Source organism: Joostella atrarenae (genome assembly GCF_021764745.1).
In the GTDB taxonomy this organism is placed as follows: domain Bacteria; phylum Bacteroidota; class Bacteroidia; order Flavobacteriales; family Flavobacteriaceae; genus Galbibacter; species Galbibacter atrarenae.
In genome coordinates, this window is record NZ_JAETXX010000007.1 from 119,030 (window position 1) to 137,200 (window position 18,171).

An 18,171-nucleotide genomic window follows, 5' to 3' on the forward strand; every position below is an offset into this window, starting at 1 on the left:
TTTCTTTTAATCAAATGTAAAGAAAAGTTGGAAATAAGCGAATTTTTTACTCTGTATCTTCACTATCTTTTACGACAGCAGTTCCAGAGTTACCATGAGAGCTCACTACTGTAAACTCTTTATTGAAGTCTATGCCCACCCCTTGCATATTTAAATCTGGGCTGGTGAATTTATAATCCCCTTCAGTAAAAATCCATTGATTTTCTTGATCGTAATACAACTGAGGGGCATTTAATATTTTGCCATCGTATGTTTTAAGGACAACATTCCCCTTCATATCGATAAGCTTGGTATCTGAATAAATAATACCATAATTTGCTGAAGCGCTACTCTTTTGATTATCCTTATCATAAAAATCCACATGAAAACCCTTTGGGAATTCACGGTAAGGAAAAGCCTGGTTTGCGTAATCCTCGAATACAGGACCACTTACTACAGCTGTTAACCTTGTAGAATCTGTATACTTCAGTACAAAATTTTCGGCAATACCAACGGGAGTTTTATTAATAGCATTTATCTTTTGAACTTCCTTCAAATTACCTTCACATGAAAAAAACATTGTCACAGCAAATACTGTGACAATGTTAATCAATGTATATTTTAAACTAAATTTCATTTTACAAGCTAGGTACTTTTACACTTCCTCCAACCCAACAGTTAAATTGGATTGTTTTTCCTGCCATACCAGAGCTAAAAATATCTTGCTTACTTGGTGCTCTACCAGCATAACTAGCAGCAGCTTGTGCAGATCTACTTTTTAAAGATGGATCTACTTGACCAGCTTTTCTAGCTACTTCAGCAGCTTTCCAGTAAATTGCTCTTTTCTCGAAAGTTGTACTTCCACAATCATTAGCACTATTAGCATATAGACTAGCTATGATTAAATATGGCGTTCCGTTTGCTGGGTTTAAAGATAAAGCTTGTTGAGCGTATGTTCTAGCACTAGACTTCTGACCTCTTTTAGAAGCTTTACTAGACATTCTTGTTAACTTAGTAGCTTTTTTAATAGGATCAGTTTCTAAGTCGATTGACTGTTTGTAGAACTCAGTTGCTTTACTACTATTCCCTTGCTCTTCATATAAAGAACCTAGGTAGTATTTAGAACTTGCAGATGGCTCAATTTGATCTAACGCCTCTACTAATTTCACAAACATTGGATCTCCTGTACAATCTTTAGAATCCATTCTTCCTGCAGCACTCTTTAACCATGCAGCATCTGTTTTATGAGCTTCGAAATTTTTCTGATAAAGAGGAATTAAGTTATCACAGTCTGCTAACTTACCTAATTTAGCATCAACACTACCACTAATTTTTTCGTAATTTTCTCCATTCTGTCTTGCTGCAGCTAATATTTTAGTCTCTTTACTAGTTAATGTTCCTGCATCTTCTTTAGGCACATACTTAACAATAGTTTCTCCTAACTCTTGATTCTCTTCAGCAATCTTTCCTGTTACATCATCATATGTGTCAAAAACCTCTTGAAGGTCTTTTTTACCAGCTGCATTAAGATCAACTAACGTAGAGAAATAAAGGTATAAAGCTTTAGGATTTTTAAATCCATCTTTATCTTCCTTGTATGCTTTATCTAATAAGTTATAGATCTCTTCATCAGAACCCATTTTCTGATCATTCATTAATAAAGCTGCATCTATATCTGCTCCAGCCTTTGTATATCTTTTTGGAAAATACTCAGGTCCTTTTTTATAAAGCTCGGTAAGCATAGTAACATACTTATCTTTATTTGCAGGATCCTTTTCAATTTTATGTTTTAAAATTTTTTCTCCATAGTGGAATGTAGCCCAATGCAATTCTGGACAATTTTCATATACCATTTTCCATGGTTCATATGCAGCGTCATAGTTTTTAACTTTCGCATGCTCGGCAAATACGGATAAATTCTGTGGACATTCAGGGTTCTGTGCTTGCCCTAATGTAACAAAGGCAACCCCTAGAACACCAACCAATATAGAAATCTTCTTTTTCATTTATGTAATTTTATGGTTAACGTATTATATATTTATCTATCTAATTAAATTCTTTCTAAACCATCTGTCGTTTAATGACAAACTTATAAAAACATTGAAATAGTTTTCTTCAATTCTTCCTAAATAAGTACTTCCTCTTTTTCCAAATTCCACACCTACATTGGCATTAGAAAAACCATTCATCGGTAAACCTAAACCAAAAGACATGCCAAAGTCGTGAACAGGTACATTATTAACTAACAGACCAGTCTTTTCATTCTTCATACCTATTCTATATGTCACTCTTTTCCAGTAACTTGCATATGAGTCGTAATCAGGAGTCCAAAAACCACCTACAGAAAATCTATTTCCATCTTCATAAGCTCCATTCACCACATCTATAAATTCATTCTCAAACTCACTAGACTTAGTTATTTCATACTCACCACCTATAAACCATGTGTATTTTTTTCCCACACCTAATCCTAATGTATAAGATTCTGGTAAATGTAAGTAAGTAGAATTAAGTCCTAACGCTCCTAAATCTACATCCTCAGTAACTCTTGGCACTTCTAAACCAGCGGAATTTGTTAAAATTGTTGATATTGACCTATCATTACTAGAGGTAATCTTTGTTGCTGGCGTATACAATACAGAAGATTTCAATTCTAAATTTTTAGTCAACTCAGCATCATAATTTAATGAGAAGCTATAATCAAACCCACTATATTCTGAATTGTTCTGTATTCTTGTTCCATATTGAATCCCTTCCAAAAAGCGGACTGATTCCTTTTCTATTTTTCCAAAATTAAAATTTACTTTTCCTCCGAAGCTAAAATTATTTAAAAAAGTAAAACCATAAGCAAAAAATGCTTTATTAATTCCACCTTCACCTGAATATCTATCCAATTGAGCTGGAGAAGCATCTTCATCTAAAGATCTTACTCGGTATCCTACAGAAGTCCAAGGCACTAAACCAAAGCTCATTCCCATGTTATTTCCTAAAGGAACTCCAACTGCCAAATAATCGAAAGTTACATCCGAAGCATTTTCACTACCTTCATCTGTTGCTAAATCTAAAGAATGATAACCTCCACCAACAGTAAATGCAGTTAATTTAAGCTTTCCTAAAGATGCAGGGTTATTAAGATTTAAGTGTATACTGTCTGTATAAACACTAATCCCCCCCATCGATCTATTTTCTACCAATCCCTTAAAACGTTGGTCTCCTGTTCCGTAAAAAGAATATGGTGATACACTTCCCTCCTGCGCAAAACTGTAACTACATATAAATAATACAATTACAATAAAAATCTTTTTAATCATTCAGTGTTTGTTGAGTTCTAAAATATAATTAACTCCCTCCAAGAGGAAATTCGGATGAGCAAATATGCTACTTTTTAATCTTTTAGACAAAAAATGACTATCACCACCTGTTAAAATAACTGTTAAATCTTTAAATCTATCAATATATTGTAGTATTACACCTTGGATTTCATTAACGGTTCCGTTCACTACTCCCGAAATCATACAACTTTGTGTAGAGTCCCCAATAAAGTCTTCAAAATCAAGAGAAGATACCAATGGAAGCTTTGCCGTATATGCATTCATGGCCTTATACCTCATATGAACCCCGGGGGAAATTGCTCCTCCCTTATAAACCCCATCTTCACTTAAAAAATCATACGTTATACAACTCCCCGCATCTATAACTAAGCAATTTTGTGCGCTGTACTTATAATAAGCGGCTGCAATAAGAGCAATTCTATCTACCCCTAAAGTCTTTGGAGTAGCATATTGATTTCTAAAAGGTACTTTAGAATCTGAAGTAAGCATGGAGACAGGAGCAAAAACAGCCATTGCTTTTATATGCTCTTCGGATAGTTTTCCTACTGAAGAAATCATAATATGGCGAATCATCGGGTACTTTTTGAAAATATTTGAAAAATTTTTTAAAATATTTTTTTCCTCAGTCTGCAAAACTTCCAAAAACATATCTCCCTTAAAAACAGCTAGTTTTATAAAAGAATTTCCAACATCTACTATTAAATTCATGCCTAATTATTAAAGTTGTAAAGTTACAAAACCATTTTTTTCTAAAATTATTTTGTAGATATTAAATTTGATTCTATATTTGCACCCGCAATGACGCACTGGTGCCTTAGCTCAGTTGGTAGAGCAAAGGACTGAAAATCCTTGTGTCCCTGGTTCGATTCCTGGAGGCACCACCACTAAAAGCCGTAACAGATTCTATATGATGACGTTACGGTTTTTTGGTTTATACAGGGTGCTATACAGGGTGTGATTTAATAAAGAAACTTGATTCTGCATAAAGCTTGAATAAATTGCAATTAACACGATAGATTTTATTTGGTAGACTTTTTAAAGAAAAAGCTTGCATGCACATTAGACGAATCCATGAGGGGGACATCAAAAAATTAAAATCTCACCATACAAACCAACTTAGGACGATAAGCTTAATAGCACACTTAAAACAATTTAGTACATTAGATCTATTGCGCATGTAAGTTATATTTTACAAATTAGCACTGTAAAGACATGTAAAAATAGACACTATTTGACTAGGAGTCTTTTAACCTCTTACAACATCAAAAACCTCACAATTTAAGGCTTTTGCTATTTTATGAAGAGTGATTATTCCCGTATTAACCTCTGCCCTTTCAATCCTCCCCACTTGATCTTTAGGAATATTTACTTCTATTGAAAGGTCATGCTGAGACATTCCTCTACTCTTTCGAAAGCTTTTAACCTTACTACCGATTGAAATTAACATCCCTTTATTCTCCTTCTTAGTAATCACATAGTAAAAATGAACTTATTGTTATAATAATTCAGACATAAGCTTGTAATTGTTTAATAAATTTTCCAAAATCTACTTAATTTGAGGAATACCGTAATGAATACTAATTTAACTTCGAAATATTTGTAAACATTTTAATCAGAAGCTCAAATTATAAGAAATTAAACTTAACTGAAGTAAAATTTAATATTTATTAATTTTACCTTTCTAATATGGATAAAATATAACATAATTGTATTCTATAAAAAAACATAAAACCATGAGAATTCTTATTCTACCAATATTCCTATTAATAATCACAAATATCTTTCCACAAGATTACACTAAGAAGTATAACTCAGTTTTAAAACAATATGAATATTACGATAAAGATGGTAACATGGTCGGACATCAGAAATATAATAATGTTATGAGACAATGGGAATACACAAAAGGCTCGACCTACAGCTACGATAACACTTCACCAGCAAATTTTAATAATTATGTAAAGCCTTATAATTTTAATTTAATTAGTCAAGTCCTTGCTGCTAAACAACGAAAGTATGATGCTAAAACTCAGTACAACAAAAACAGGCTCTTGAACAAGCTAGATCAATTACTTATGCTAGCAAATAAAATGAACAATCAAACTCAACAAAACAGAATCTATAAAGAAGTCGAAAACTACTTTTACAAAAATAGCAATTACTTAAATCAACACCTATCAAATGACATTATTATCAACCAAGCTATCATAGACTTAACATATATATATAACAATGTTATTGGAGTTGAAAATAACTATAGTGTAACCCAAAACTACAATTACTCAAACACCACTACCCCAAAAAAACAATTCGAACCAAATACATACATCAAGGTAAGTCATGCTGCTCCAATTCGAGACGCACCCAGTATTTTGGCAAAAAAAGTAGGAACTCCTTATGAGAATAAGGTATTAATAATAAAAAAAGTAGATGATGGTTATTACAAGGTTAAATCTGGCAAGTTATATGGATATATAAATGACGCGTGGTTAAGTGAAGTAATTAAGGAGACTGTAGATGAAAGTCCTCAAATTAAAAATTATACACAAAATAGTTTTGCAAGCACTACAAGCAATGCCCCTATCCTTGACAAGCCTAACAGTTTAGGAAATAAAATAGGGTCAACAGAAGAAAATAGTATCGTATACATATTCACTAAAGAGACTGAAAATTATTATAAAATTAAACACGGAAGCTTGATAGGGTATATTGACGCTAAATGGCTAAAAAACACCATTACTATTCCTTCAAAAGAAGAAAAAGAACCATCTACTGAGACCCAAATCCCAAAACAGATACTTGGTTTATATCTTGTAATGAAAATTGAAGAATCAACATTAAACTCAATAACTGGAGAAAAGGAAATACAAAATACAATTAATGGAAAGTCATTATTATATTTAAGTGAAAAATCAATAGGCTTTCAAAGAAACGGAGAACCCGCTAAAGAATCAGATTGGAGATATTTAGGTTTTGAATCAGTTTCAAACTCCCACAAATTTGAAGATGATTACAACCAATTAATATATATAGATAAAGATTTAAATAGAGTAACGTGGATCGTAAAATCACCCTCATCAGTAAAAAAAATATACACGTATTATAACTTAAAAAAAATAAACAAATAGCCACGAAGTCATCAAAATAAATACTCATGACAAAAGCACCCAAACAACCAAGTTGAATAATTGATTTGGTACTTTTGTCATGAGTATTATAGCTGACATTTCTCCCCTAAGCTGCTTTTTGAATAGATTCTAAATTACAATCTATCATTTCTTGAAACTTTTTATGGAGTAAATTTCTAATAAGCAATCTAGTACGATTCAATCCATACTCTTCTATATATCTATTACATTCTCTTTTAATTCTACCATAAATCCTATAAGATACTGCTTGTTTCAGACTATCCCAATAATAAGGATTTGTACAGTCACAAATCAACCCAACATGACGTTTGTCTAACACTTTCTCCATTCCTTCTATATCTACTATCAAAAGCTTATCAAACTGCTTTAACAGGAACTGAAAAAGCCTAAATACAACATCTTGACTTAGCAAATCCACAAGGTTATATATTTGCAATTCTTCTAAAAACCGAGAGCGAGTTATTTTTATTTCAAACCTTACCACATTTCCTTTTTGCTTATAATGCTTAGATTTGTTATAAATTTTTAAAGAGTAATCGGTCTTCTTGAACTCCCTATAATTGCCCTTTCCGTTAAAAGTCTCATTTCGATTCGGAGCTTTAAAATCGTACATCAACAACATGTGGTTTAAGAAACGGTCTGCATCTATCGGCAAATCAATATTTAACCCAAACTCTAGGTTCGTTATTTTTGTTTCCTCTGGAATAATATATAATTCCTCACACATAATATCCAAAACTTGTTCCTGCTCACAAAAACTAAAGTCATTATAATTATGCTCCTCTCCATACATATGTAAATTAAATAGTTTATGCAAGCTTCCTGTAACGTAGGACTTCTCTTTTTGCAAATCTACCTGCATATTATAATACCTGCCTTTTTTTGGAAACTCCTCAATCTCACCTGTTTGGCGATTAAACCTTGACCTAAGCTCTACTGTCCTTTTTTCTTCTGTTCTAAAATCAAAACTCCCTTTATCTAGAACATAAAACCTAACGTTATCTATCATTAGGCTACGTTTCTATAGTTAGACAATGCGATTTGCTCCAAAATAGAGCTTTCCAGATACAAAGGTTTTCTTCCCACTTTATGCGTAGGTTTTAAAATCCCTCTTTTTTTCAAATTATGTATCGTTACAAGCGATACCCTTAATAATTCTGCAACCTCTTGACGTGTTAACAGTCGCTCACTAAAATTTTTCAACATTTCATATTTTAAAATTAATATTCTTTTAAATGCAATTCGAATCACAAGGCAAATATACCTTCCATTGTGAGCTATTTAAAAAAAGGGGAATGAACGGGAATATGCTTAATTTAGAGCAACATCAATGAAATAAAAGGGGGTTAAACTTTAAAAAAAATTAAACTTTTTGAAAAAGGGGAATAGAAAGGGAATTAAATTGAATCTAAATAATAGAACTCTGCCTTAACTAGTTTAGTAGAAATGTTATTATATTTACTAGGCTTACCCTGGTCGTTAACGTTAAACTTGTATCGCACTTCTAAAGCTTTTAAAAAAGAATTATCCTTTTCGCTAGAAAAATGAGTTTTCAAGAGACTCCTTTGTTTGACATATAAAAAAAATAAAACAAGAGTTTTTTTCTGACTTAGCATCCATTTCAAATCATTATCTAATACATCTTTATCCATAAGCTTTTTCTCTATCTGAAGAAATCTTTCATACTCATTAGATCTCAAAAACTTATCAATATTACCCGTATTAGGTAACTTAGTATTATTTTTAACATCTAAATAACTACTAATTAAAATAGGATAAACATCACCGTAATCCACTTTTATTAAATCAATTACTCTACGATAACTAGACAGATACATATTAACCATAATTTTTAATAATGGGTTAATGTTTTCTGAACTCAGAATATTTATTAGACAAACCTCACTATTCTTTAAATTAAGTATCTTCTCCTTAAACATAATATTTGTAAGCAAAGCAACTTCATTGCTTTTAATTAATGAATTATTAAGATTACTCAAGTAGACACCTTCTTGAACCTGTACATAGTTCAGCAAAAAACTCTTAAACTCTTTTATATCAATAGATTCTAAAATCTCTTCATAATCAACATCGATATCAAGTCCCTCTATCCCCTTTTGATTACCCCCAATAAAATCTTTTATTGTAATAGACTCATAAGTAATATCAATATCGTCCCAATAAGCAAAATGAATAAAAACATTTTCGTAAAGACCCATCTCTTTATATATGGGCAATTCAAATTTTTCAATAGTATATTCAACATCACTTATGCAAGTGTAAGGTCTAAAAACTTCTTCTAAATCTTCAACTGTTTGTTTTAAATAGTACATCCTTAAATATTAAAATAACCGCTTTTGGCAAACTTCAAAGCCTGCTGTTCTTTTTCAATCCGAATATACTTATAAAATTCTTTTTCGGTTGAATGTCCAGAGAATATCATAATATCATATGTAGACATTCCCTTTTTGTACATATTCGTACAAAAGGAACGTCTCGCACTATGGGTACATACTAATTTATATTTTGGAACTCTCTCAGAAACCTTATCCCCGCCTTTGGTATAATTACGTTCCACTAGCTCCAAAACGTTGGCTCTTCTTGCAATCTCTTTAATATATCTATTCAAATCTTGTTCACGCATCCGAGGCGGCGGGCTACCATTGTACTTCTTATGAATTTCCTTAATCTCTCTTGTTATTGGGCAGTGCACTTCTTTTTTTGTCTTTGATTGTCTAATCTTAAAAAATAAAGTACCATCTAAGTTAATAATATTATCATTAGTCAATCCATTATAGTCACTCACACGTTGCCCCGTTAGACATCCAATAACAAATATATCTCTCGCTCTATCAAGCTCAGGATGTTTATTTAAGTCTAACTCTATAATTGAGTTAATCTCATCATCAGTTAAATAGATTGCCGTTGTCAGTTCTTTTGGAGCTCTAAATTCTCGATTAGAATATGCTAAATTAGTATTATAACCCTCTTCAGTAGCTGATTTCAAAAAAGATTTCAAATTTTTTATATGCTTCCCAATTGTATTCATTGACTTATCATCCTCCTCTAAAAAAGTCAAGAAAGCGTAATAAAAATCCATAGTAATATCATTAAACTGTAACTTTTTTTCATACTTCCTTAAAAGTTTTACTGTCTGTTGATACGACCTTAACGTCACATCTCTTATTACCCCCTTCCTCCTATTACAAAATAAGTCAGTATAATTATAAAAAGTCATTTCTTCATTTGCAATATCAATAGTGGGTCTAACAATACTATCCAATTTTTCTCTTAATATCTTTTTTGTAATAGGGATGTTATCTGCATTCAATCTAGATATTTCTTTTGACAATGCAACTTTTAGCCCATTCAAAAAGTCATTGACATAATCCCTGTCCAGTATATGCGCTTTATTTCTTAATTGCTGTCTTTCAAAATCCCAATCAGCATAGCATGATGAATATTCTGTTGAGTATTTCATTCTTAACGAACCGTAGTTGAAATGAAGGAATATAAGAGATTGCTGTTTTGGATTTTTACTTAACTTTTTAATAGGTTCTTTAAAGGCTAATCGTATTGATCCTTTTGACCGCTCTACAGAATTCATATTATTAATTATAATTATATTACAAATATAACTAAAAGGGTGCTAATTAGGGTGCTGTTTATAATTAATTTACATTAACTTAATTTAACCAGAATTAATTATTATTAATTTTTAAATCTGATAATCAATGATTTAAATTAGCATGAGTAAATTTAGATTAAAATCAATTAAAACTAGATTGGTACTGGAGGCACCACCACTAAAAGCCCGATTCCATTTATATGGCAATCGGGTTTTTTGGTTTTATACTTCCCCTTAATCAAAATAAAAAAGGTAAGCCTAAACAGAACCAACTGCCTGATTTATTACCCAAAAACACTCTCCAACAAACCAAAAGCAAACCGCAAGATTCACAATCTTTGTTTTGAATGATAATTTTTGATCAAACCACCCAACATTACTTTAAAAAACAAGAGAGAATTTTAGAACAGCTATAATCGTAAGACTTTTCCTAATTATATATACAGCAATCTTCAAACAGCAGCCCAGTCCTACAATATTCTTAGCCTAAAATCAAATTATCTACATAACCTATAAAAAGGAAAAAACCCTCAACAAATAAATATCTGTTGAAGGTTTAATATATTTTCGGAGCCTTAAAAAGACTTAGACCATCTTCTTCTTTAAAATTATAAGCACTAAAAGGAAAACCAATAAAATTTCATAATCTGCACCGGCTATTATCCCATAAAAACTAGCTTTTGCTATCAAGAAATATGTCATCTGAATTAGTTTTAAATTTATCTAACTAAACTGTAACCGATAAAATCGAATTAAAATATTCTATCATTTCACTTTTATGCTTTGTCATATCGACAGAAATGACTCCGTATACACCTTGAGCTTTTTCATAAACTTCTTTATCCAAAGAACAAAGAATTATCGGGATATTCCTTTTATAAACACCCAATAAGCTTAGTAAATCTCCCGCACTGTAAGCAAAAAACACAACCGCCACATAATCATTCTCATCAAAATTCACTTCCGTTAGATCTTTACTAACGTGAAACTCCCCATACCCCAAATCACTTTTTTGTAACATTTTTGAAAAGGCACCTTGAGGATCACAAACCAACACTTCCATACTATAATTATTTATTTAAAAGCTTGGAGCAAACAAAAATCAATCTTATCATTTAGGTTATAAACAAGAAAAGACTTAAGGAGAGAATATTCATAAGAGATTTAACCCTCTCATAAAGCAAAATAAAAAAACCTACTAATTTTAATTTATTATCCTTCATTCCTTAAGTCTTTAACAATAAACCAACCTAAAGCCTACACTCTACAAAAGATTTCATAGAGCTTTAACTCGGTACAAATGTAGGACAGGTAAGCTATGAATTAAAAAAAACAACTACAGTCTTATTTCGTAAAGTGATACATTAATTTTAATGTATCACTTTACGAAGGCATGTTTTTATAAGGTTTTTAAATAAGAAAGCATCTACAAAGTTTACTTGTAAATGCTGCTATATAAGAGACTCGCTCTTGAAGAAACTTTATTTAGAAATAACATAGCCCTCCTCTAAGGCTTTAAGAATAAGATCTACAGTTCTATTCACATCCATTTTAGCCATAAGTCGCTTACTATAGAAATGAATTGTATTTACACTAAGATCTAACTCAAAAGCAATCTCTTTTGCCGTCATTCCATCACACATTAACTGTAACAATTGCGTTTCACGCGGAGACAACTTCACATCTTTTTTATGAAAATTATCCACCATAGCCAGGGTTGCATTTTTACTAAAGTAAGGCTTAGAATTACCCTCTTTGAAATGTACAATCGCAGAAATTAAGTCGGATACAGCGTCTTGCTTCGTTATATAAGCGTTAGCCCCTAAAGAAATAGCATCTCTCATTATTTTTGTAGAAACTGAAGAAGACAATACTATTATTTTATATTGATCATCCTTTTTAAAAGCCCTAACTTCTTTAATAACCTCCAACCCGTTAGTTTCTGGCATAAAAACATCTAGAATAATAAGATTTACTTCATTCTCCTTTAAGTAACCCAAAAATTCTAAATGAGAAGTAAACGTTTCAATATGACGCACCTCAGGGACATCTTGAAGAATTTCCCTTACCATATCGGTAATCATTTTATGATCATCTAATATTACTACATGCATATCAACAAAGTCCTTTCTTTACAGTTTAATTATTACAGCTTTTATATCACTTTCAATAAAGCTGTATTTATATTCATTTTATGGTAAAACTTTACAAATCTAAGACATATTAAATTGATAAAGTCTTTATTTCTTAATTATTATACGTGAAATTTCTTCAAATTAATTAAACACTATCTTACTTATTACCAGAACCTTGAACACCGAAAAGATCTATATATTTCTTAAATGAATACACTTCAACACGACTAACTCTATCAATATGACAGAGTATACCTAACTCTACTAAGGTTTTAATTATTGTATTGGCACGTTCTTCTGATACATTTATCAGCTCAACTACATCATTAACATCTATTACAGGATTTAAATAAAGAAAAGCTACAACCTTTTTAACCTCATCAGAACTTTCATCCAATTTATTTACAGCTCGATTTACTAATCTTTGCATCTGGAGTATCTTATTTAGATTCCCCGCTCCATCTTTCGCCACCTCAGCAATTCCTTTTAAAAAGAATTTAAGCCACTGCTGTAAGTCATTATCCTTTCTTACTTTATTCAAGCTCCTAAAATACTCATCTTTATTCCTTTGCAAATAATCTGAAAAATATAATATAGGAAGCCTGATAAGTTTTTCATCCATTAAGTTTAGAACTATCAATAACCTTCCAATTTTACCATTACCATCAACAAAAGGATGTATTGTCTCAAATTGATAATGAATTAACGCCACCTTCAAAAGATCTGGTAACGCATTAGATTTATCATTTCCAAAAGCTAGAAGATCCTCCATTAAATAATCGATGGACTTATGTGTTGGAGGCACAAAGGAAGCATGTATTACCGAAGAACCTCCAATCCAATTCTGAGTTCGGCGATATTCTCCAGGCATAAACTCCTTCGCTTTGTTTTTACCCGAGAGCGTTTTATGAGCCTCCTTAATTAAGGATGCCTGAAGCGACTGATTTTTCAAACTATTTATAGACTTATTCGTTGCAGACACACAATCTCTTACAGCTTGCCAAGCCCCCTTTTTATCCTCAGCCAAGTCTTCTTTCTTCATAAAAGCCTCTTCTAAAGTGAGATAAGCTCCGTCTATATTACTAGACTGCACAACCTCTTTGAAAATATGCATATTGACAAACATATCCATATTCACATATTCTGAAAACATATCTAGTCTACCGACCTGCCTATCTGCTTTACTCAATAAGCTTAAAACTTCTCTATTATTAATAAGCCATTCTTTATTTATGAATGTGGGTTGAAAATTCACATAACGCCTATGAATTATATAACTTCCTGCTTTGTAATCATCCATAACATATATATTAAAATCAATTTATAACGAAGTTAAGGGAAACATATAAAGCTACATTAAAAATAAAAAACTAGACACTGTAGCCAATATTATTAACAAAAAAACAACACTACATCAATTAGGAAAACAAAAAAGGAAGACGAAGAAAAGTATATAAAAACAAAAAAGCTCCAATTTTCATTGAAGCTTTACTTTTGCGGTCTGGACGGGATTCGAACCCGCGACCCCATGCGTGACAGGCATGTATTCTAACCAGCTGAACTACCAGACCTTTTTTAATGCGAGTGCAAATATACACTCTATTATTTATTATGCAAACCTTTTCTTTTAAATAATAGTAGAAACAAAAAAAGCCTTCAACAGCTCGAAAAAATCGAGAGGAAAGCCTTTCATTGGTTTAACTACTAAACCTCCGATAATATTCTCATATCATCGAACAACACAACTATTTTTATGCGAAAAAAGCTCCAATTCTCATTGAAGCTTTTTGCTTTTCGCGGTCTGGACGGGATTCGAACCTTACTTCTTTAGACCTTATAGAATAAGGCCCTATTAACTTGTCACTAATCGTGTTGACGATTCGTGAACTCATATATGATCTAAAAAATGTCAAAATAACTTCGGTGCAAATGTATAATTATTGTTGTTACCAATCAAGACAAAAATTGATTATTTATTTGGTCGGATTTTTGAAGTTTTGGAAGGTCAATTTTCTAAATGAAGTTAAACCTTTTTATTCTGATTTTCCAATTTTAAATAGTACTCTCTATAAGAACTAGTCAAACTTTCAAAAACAAAATAAAATGGAACTACAAAGTATTGCAAAGTATGGAAGGATAGATTTTAGATTTGGATATTATAAGCATGTGTGGTCTAAATCCTCTCTAGGTTAATATAGACACTAATTACATATTTACTGAGATAGAGTTTGTCTTTTAAAGAATTATTCATGAAAATTTCCAGCCAAACCAATGAGCCCAACCGAAATGAACATTAAAACCAAACCTATCCCTAACAGTATTTTAGCCTTCATTCCCACTCCTTTCCATTCTTTTAAATAGAGTCCCCAAAATAGACTGAATATGATGATGAAAGTCATATGCAGGGTCCATGATGCATAGTCCAATTCTCCCATAAGACTTCCTCCCATTCCGTAAAAAAAGAATTGAAGGTACCAAATAATACCGGCTGAAGAGCTTAAAAGGTAATTAACCCTCAAGGAAGACCCTTCTTTTTTAACAGTGTATTCCTTATAGCTTTTATTTTTAAAATTTAGAATCAAACACCATACAAAATTAGTAATAAAACCTCCCCAAAGTACAACTACCAAAACTGCGTTGTTTTGCCATAGTTCAGGAACACCATTTGCCACCGCAATAGCCGCTATAGGTTTTCCGGCCGCGAGGGCAAAAGACATGCAAGCACTTAAAAGACCGGAAAAGAAAGCTACAAACAATCCTTTTCTATGGTTAAAGTCCCTGTTTCCTTTATGTGCTCCCTGATTTTGTTCTTTTTCTTTTCCCGCAATGCCATAGACCACAATCCCGAATAGACAAACTAATACACCAGACAATACCATTTGACCCGATGATGAATGGATTATGGCTCCAATACTACCGTCAAAAATCATTGGAGTTAAAGTACCAAAGGTAGCTGTAAAGCCCAAAACAACGGCGTAGCCAATAGAGATTCCCAAATATCGCATACTCAAACCAAAGGTCAGTCCTCCTAATCCCCAAAGCAGCCCAAAAAAAAATGTAAGTACCAATACTTTTGCTGGAGCTTGAAAAATGATATCCATTAAATTAGGGATAAATAAATAACCCATAACTAATGGCATAATAAGCCATGCAGCAACTCCACTTACTAACCAATAGCTTTCCCAAGACCAGTTCTTCACCTGTTTAAAGGGAACATAAAAACTGGCTGCAGCTACACCACCAATTGCGTGATAAAAAATACCAGAAGGAAAAGGCATATTGAATTTTTTTAATTACTAACTATTAAACATCGTAGATCGACATTTAAATATTCTAGAGAGGTTGAAATATTAACAGACCTGTACAACTTCAATATTGAGAAGCTGACCTAACTTTTCGATTTTTGAAGTTATATCCCCAGTACCGATTGCGCAATGATGTGCCGGACCATAACTGTTCCAAGTTTCCATAAACTCTATTGCACTTATAGGGAACTTATAACGGCTATTGGTATTTCCTATTTCCAAAATAGGACCAGAAACAGATTCCGCACTGGCAGTGAGCAACATTAATTTCGCATTTGGCTTTTGAACCACCGAAAGAAGGGTTACAGGTCCATTTTTAACTGACATTTCAACACTTAGACCCCTGCTAACTTTCCCATGGTAAACCTCCAGCGGCTTTACACTTACTTTGCCTTCAGAAATACGAATATGGCCTGGCCCGTCGTGTCCCATTAAAACAACATCATCTACATGATCCATTCCGTAATATTCAGTAAAAGAACCTACCACGCCAAAAGTATCCAGAACCTTCATAGCCTGTACATTTTTAACCTCGTATTCCCCAGCTACAGGCACATTATTTCCACTTAATATAGAATTACCCAAAATAATTGATGCTATAGTTTCTTCATTTTCCGTGCCGGTGCCTTTATGATAATAAGCAATTGAGCCTAGTTTATAATCATGCACAATTTGTTCCAAAGCCAAAGATGTCTTTGCTGCACTAACCAAATCCTCATGCCGGCAATCCTTCTGAACATCGAAAGTTGATTTAAACAATATAATTCGTTCAGCAATAGCTTCTTCAGAAATAAATCTACGAATTTGAGTGATTAAATCAACTTCCAATATTTCAAAATGACCTCCAAACTGTATTAGTTGCTGTGTAAGATCAGTATAAATATCAAGCATCCCACCATAATAGTTACCAAATAATCCTAACCTATTATTAGACATGATAAATTTGACATGCGCAGCCTCAACCCATTCAGAGATTTCCTTACGCACATGATCGGAATCCCCTTTAAGAACACCTGTAATTTGGGCATACTGAAAACCAGCTCTTTTAATAACACTTATCATTTCAGGCACTGGACAGGCAGCACAATGTGCAAGCCATTCACCGGTCATTTTTGTTCTATCATTTAACTGATTAAAAGATTTATAATCAATTTGAGAAAGCGGCGAAAGATTTAAGAGAACAACTGGCACAGGACATTTTTGAAGCACAGTCAAAACTGTAGATGATAGTGCATAAGTAGTAACATGTATAAATAGGAGATCTACTTCCATCTGCCGAAAACGTCTTCCGGCTTCAACCGCTTTCTCATAATTATCGACCATGCCAAGATTGTGCAAATTGATTTTGGGACTCTCAATCATTTCTTCTACAATCCCCATATAACCATTTAATCGATCGAGCAATCCATCAAATTGATCCCAATAAGTGTCTAGTCCTACCCCAAAAAGTCCTACTGATAATTTTTGTGCCATGGTTTATTCATTACTGTTTTTTCAAAACTACTGGACATTTAACTCATATAAAATATGTAAATTGACAATTTCTTGCACAATTTGATATGAAATCTAAGTTTTACAGGGAATATGTTTCCATTCAACCCAATTGGTTCAAATGGGGTTTACACATCAAAAACGCGGGGCACACTCATGTGCCACCATATGCTACCTATCCGGATATGGAGCATCCCACAGAATACTATTTTGAATGGGAGGAGGGGAGGAAATTATCTGAATACCAATTAATCTTAATCACATCAGGATCAGGATATTATGAGTCTGAATCCTGCTCCTGCACCAAGGTTATGGAAGGCTCTATCATTCTGCTGTTTAAAGGGGAGTGGCACCGCTACAGACCAGACAAGAGTACTGGGTGGAAAGAATACTGGGTCGGTTTTGATGGAGATCTAGCGCAGTTGATAATGGAGCGATCTTTATTGAAGCAGACAAATCCAGTAATTAAAATTAATGACCTTAAAAGTATCATGAATGCCATGCTTAAAATTTTTGATTGGTTAGAATCTCAAAAACTTTATGGAAGTAACTTGATCCCTAGTCAAATTATGGTTATCCTGGCTCAATTGGAAAACGATAGCGTATCTGGAAAATATGAAAATTCGCTTGAGATGGAAATCATTCAAAAGATACAGCTTTCAATACTGGATAACTTCACTGGAGCGATAGATTTCGAAAAGTTGTCTCAAACCCACAATATTAGTTATTCCTGGATGCGTAAAAAATTCAGGGAGATTATCGGAATGCCTCCTCACAGCTATCTCCTACAACTCCGTATTCAAAAAGCTAGGGATCTTCTTATCTTTTCAAATCATCCTATTAAACAAATTGCCATAGAATGTGGATTTTCTTCTGCATATTATTTTTCAAGATATTTCAAACTACATTGCTCGTATTCTCCATCACAATACCGTAAAAAAAACGTATTGGGTAAAGAGTGAATTTAATTTTAAATCATCCAGATATAACTATGAAAAATCCATCTCAATCAAATTCATCTTAAACTAAAAAAATTGCGAATGCCATCCTTAAGTAAAGTGCTGATATATTTTTATAACAGATATTTGAACTCCTAAATCTAAAAATTAGACTATCAAGCACCTTTGCAGTATAGTACAGGATGGAAGAAAT

General features: G+C 32.6%; 16 protein-coding genes and 2 tRNA genes. 3 read left to right on the plus strand and 15 right to left on the minus strand.

Going from position 1 to position 18,171, the window contains the following annotated elements:
* Positions 1-46: 46 nt before the first annotated feature.
* Genes lptC through JM658_RS11530 form a run of 4 tightly spaced genes read right to left on the minus strand, consistent with a single transcriptional unit; the run spans position 47 to position 4,019 of the window.
* A complete protein-coding gene (gene lptC, locus JM658_RS11515) occupies positions 47-616 on the minus strand; it encodes an LPS export ABC transporter periplasmic protein LptC (RefSeq protein WP_236959417.1) in 570 nt (189 codons plus the stop codon).
* A 1-nt stretch (position 617) separates the two neighbouring features.
* Positions 618-1,985: a tetratricopeptide repeat protein gene (locus JM658_RS11520; RefSeq protein WP_236959418.1), complete on the minus strand. Its 1,368-nt coding sequence runs from the start codon at positions 1,983-1,985 to the stop codon at positions 618-620.
* Between the two features lie 36 nt (positions 1,986-2,021).
* Positions 2,022-3,290, minus strand: coding sequence for a hypothetical protein (locus JM658_RS11525; protein WP_236959419.1), 1,269 nt, complete (start codon positions 3,288-3,290; stop codon positions 2,022-2,024).
* Positions 3,291-4,019, minus strand: coding sequence for a type III pantothenate kinase (locus JM658_RS11530; protein ID WP_236959420.1), 729 nt, complete (start codon positions 4,017-4,019; stop codon positions 3,291-3,293). It abuts the gene before it with no gap.
* Between the two features lie 100 nt (positions 4,020-4,119).
* Between JM658_RS11530 and JM658_RS11535 the strand changes: the two genes are divergently transcribed.
* A tRNA-Phe gene (locus JM658_RS11535) sits at positions 4,120-4,195 on the plus strand.
* Between the two features lie 362 nt (positions 4,196-4,557).
* On the opposite strand, the gene JM658_RS11540 is transcribed toward JM658_RS11535, so the two are convergent.
* Complete coding sequence (locus JM658_RS11540) at positions 4,558-4,785, minus strand: helix-turn-helix domain-containing protein (protein ID WP_236959421.1); 228 nt, start codon at positions 4,783-4,785, stop codon at positions 4,558-4,560.
* 259 nt (positions 4,786-5,044) lie between these two features.
* On the opposite strand from JM658_RS11540, the gene JM658_RS11545 reads away from it, so the two are divergent.
* On the plus strand, positions 5,045-6,439 hold the full coding sequence (locus tag JM658_RS11545; RefSeq protein ID WP_236959422.1) for an SH3 domain-containing protein: 1,395 nt from the start codon (positions 5,045-5,047) through the stop codon (positions 6,437-6,439).
* Positions 6,440-6,545: 106 nt separating this feature from the next.
* On the opposite strand, the gene JM658_RS11550 is transcribed toward JM658_RS11545, so the two are convergent.
* The 10 genes from JM658_RS11550 to JM658_RS11590 all read right to left on the minus strand — a co-directional run bounded on the left by JM658_RS11550 (position 6,546) and on the right by JM658_RS11590 (position 17,001).
* Positions 6,546-7,469, minus strand: coding sequence for a hypothetical protein (locus JM658_RS11550; RefSeq protein WP_236959423.1), 924 nt, complete (start codon positions 7,467-7,469; stop codon positions 6,546-6,548).
* The gene (locus JM658_RS17265; protein WP_394800478.1) at positions 7,469-7,666 is read right to left on the minus strand and encodes a helix-turn-helix transcriptional regulator; all 198 of its coding nucleotides are present in this window, start codon (positions 7,664-7,666) and stop codon (positions 7,469-7,471) included. The genes JM658_RS11550 and JM658_RS17265 overlap by 1 nt, the downstream gene beginning before the upstream one ends.
* A 191-nt stretch (positions 7,667-7,857) precedes the next feature.
* Complete coding sequence (locus JM658_RS11555) at positions 7,858-8,793, minus strand: hypothetical protein (protein ID WP_236959424.1); 936 nt, start codon at positions 8,791-8,793, stop codon at positions 7,858-7,860.
* 2 nt (positions 8,794-8,795) lie between these two features.
* Positions 8,796-10,067, minus strand: coding sequence for a tyrosine-type recombinase/integrase (locus JM658_RS11560; RefSeq protein ID WP_236959425.1), 1,272 nt, complete (start codon positions 10,065-10,067; stop codon positions 8,796-8,798).
* Positions 10,068-10,815: 748 nt separating this feature from the next.
* Complete coding sequence (locus JM658_RS11565) at positions 10,816-11,109, minus strand: hypothetical protein (RefSeq protein WP_236959426.1); 294 nt, start codon at positions 11,107-11,109, stop codon at positions 10,816-10,818.
* A gap of 460 nt (positions 11,110-11,569) precedes the next feature.
* Positions 11,570-12,202 (minus strand): response regulator transcription factor, encoded by a 633-nt coding sequence (locus tag JM658_RS11570; RefSeq protein ID WP_236959427.1) that lies wholly within the window; start codon positions 12,200-12,202, stop codon positions 11,570-11,572.
* A 178-nt stretch (positions 12,203-12,380) separates the two neighbouring features.
* Positions 12,381-13,523: a Fic family protein gene (locus JM658_RS11575; protein ID WP_236959428.1), complete on the minus strand. Its 1,143-nt coding sequence runs from the start codon at positions 13,521-13,523 to the stop codon at positions 12,381-12,383.
* A gap of 197 nt (positions 13,524-13,720) precedes the next feature.
* Positions 13,721-13,794 (minus strand) — tRNA-Asp (locus JM658_RS11580).
* Positions 13,795-14,466: 672 nt separating this feature from the next.
* Entirely contained in the window at positions 14,467-15,501 is a 1,035-nt protein-coding gene (locus JM658_RS11585; protein ID WP_236959429.1) for an L-rhamnose/proton symporter RhaT, read from the minus strand.
* A 72-nt stretch (positions 15,502-15,573) separates the two neighbouring features.
* The gene (locus JM658_RS11590) at positions 15,574-17,001 is read right to left on the minus strand and encodes a hypothetical protein (RefSeq protein WP_236959430.1); all 1,428 of its coding nucleotides are present in this window, start codon (positions 16,999-17,001) and stop codon (positions 15,574-15,576) included.
* Between the two features lie 86 nt (positions 17,002-17,087).
* On the opposite strand from JM658_RS11590, the gene JM658_RS11595 reads away from it, so the two are divergent.
* Positions 17,088-17,981, plus strand: a complete 894-nt coding sequence (locus tag JM658_RS11595; RefSeq protein WP_236959431.1) for an AraC family transcriptional regulator — start codon at positions 17,088-17,090, stop codon at positions 17,979-17,981.
* Positions 17,982-18,171 lie beyond the last annotated feature (190 nt).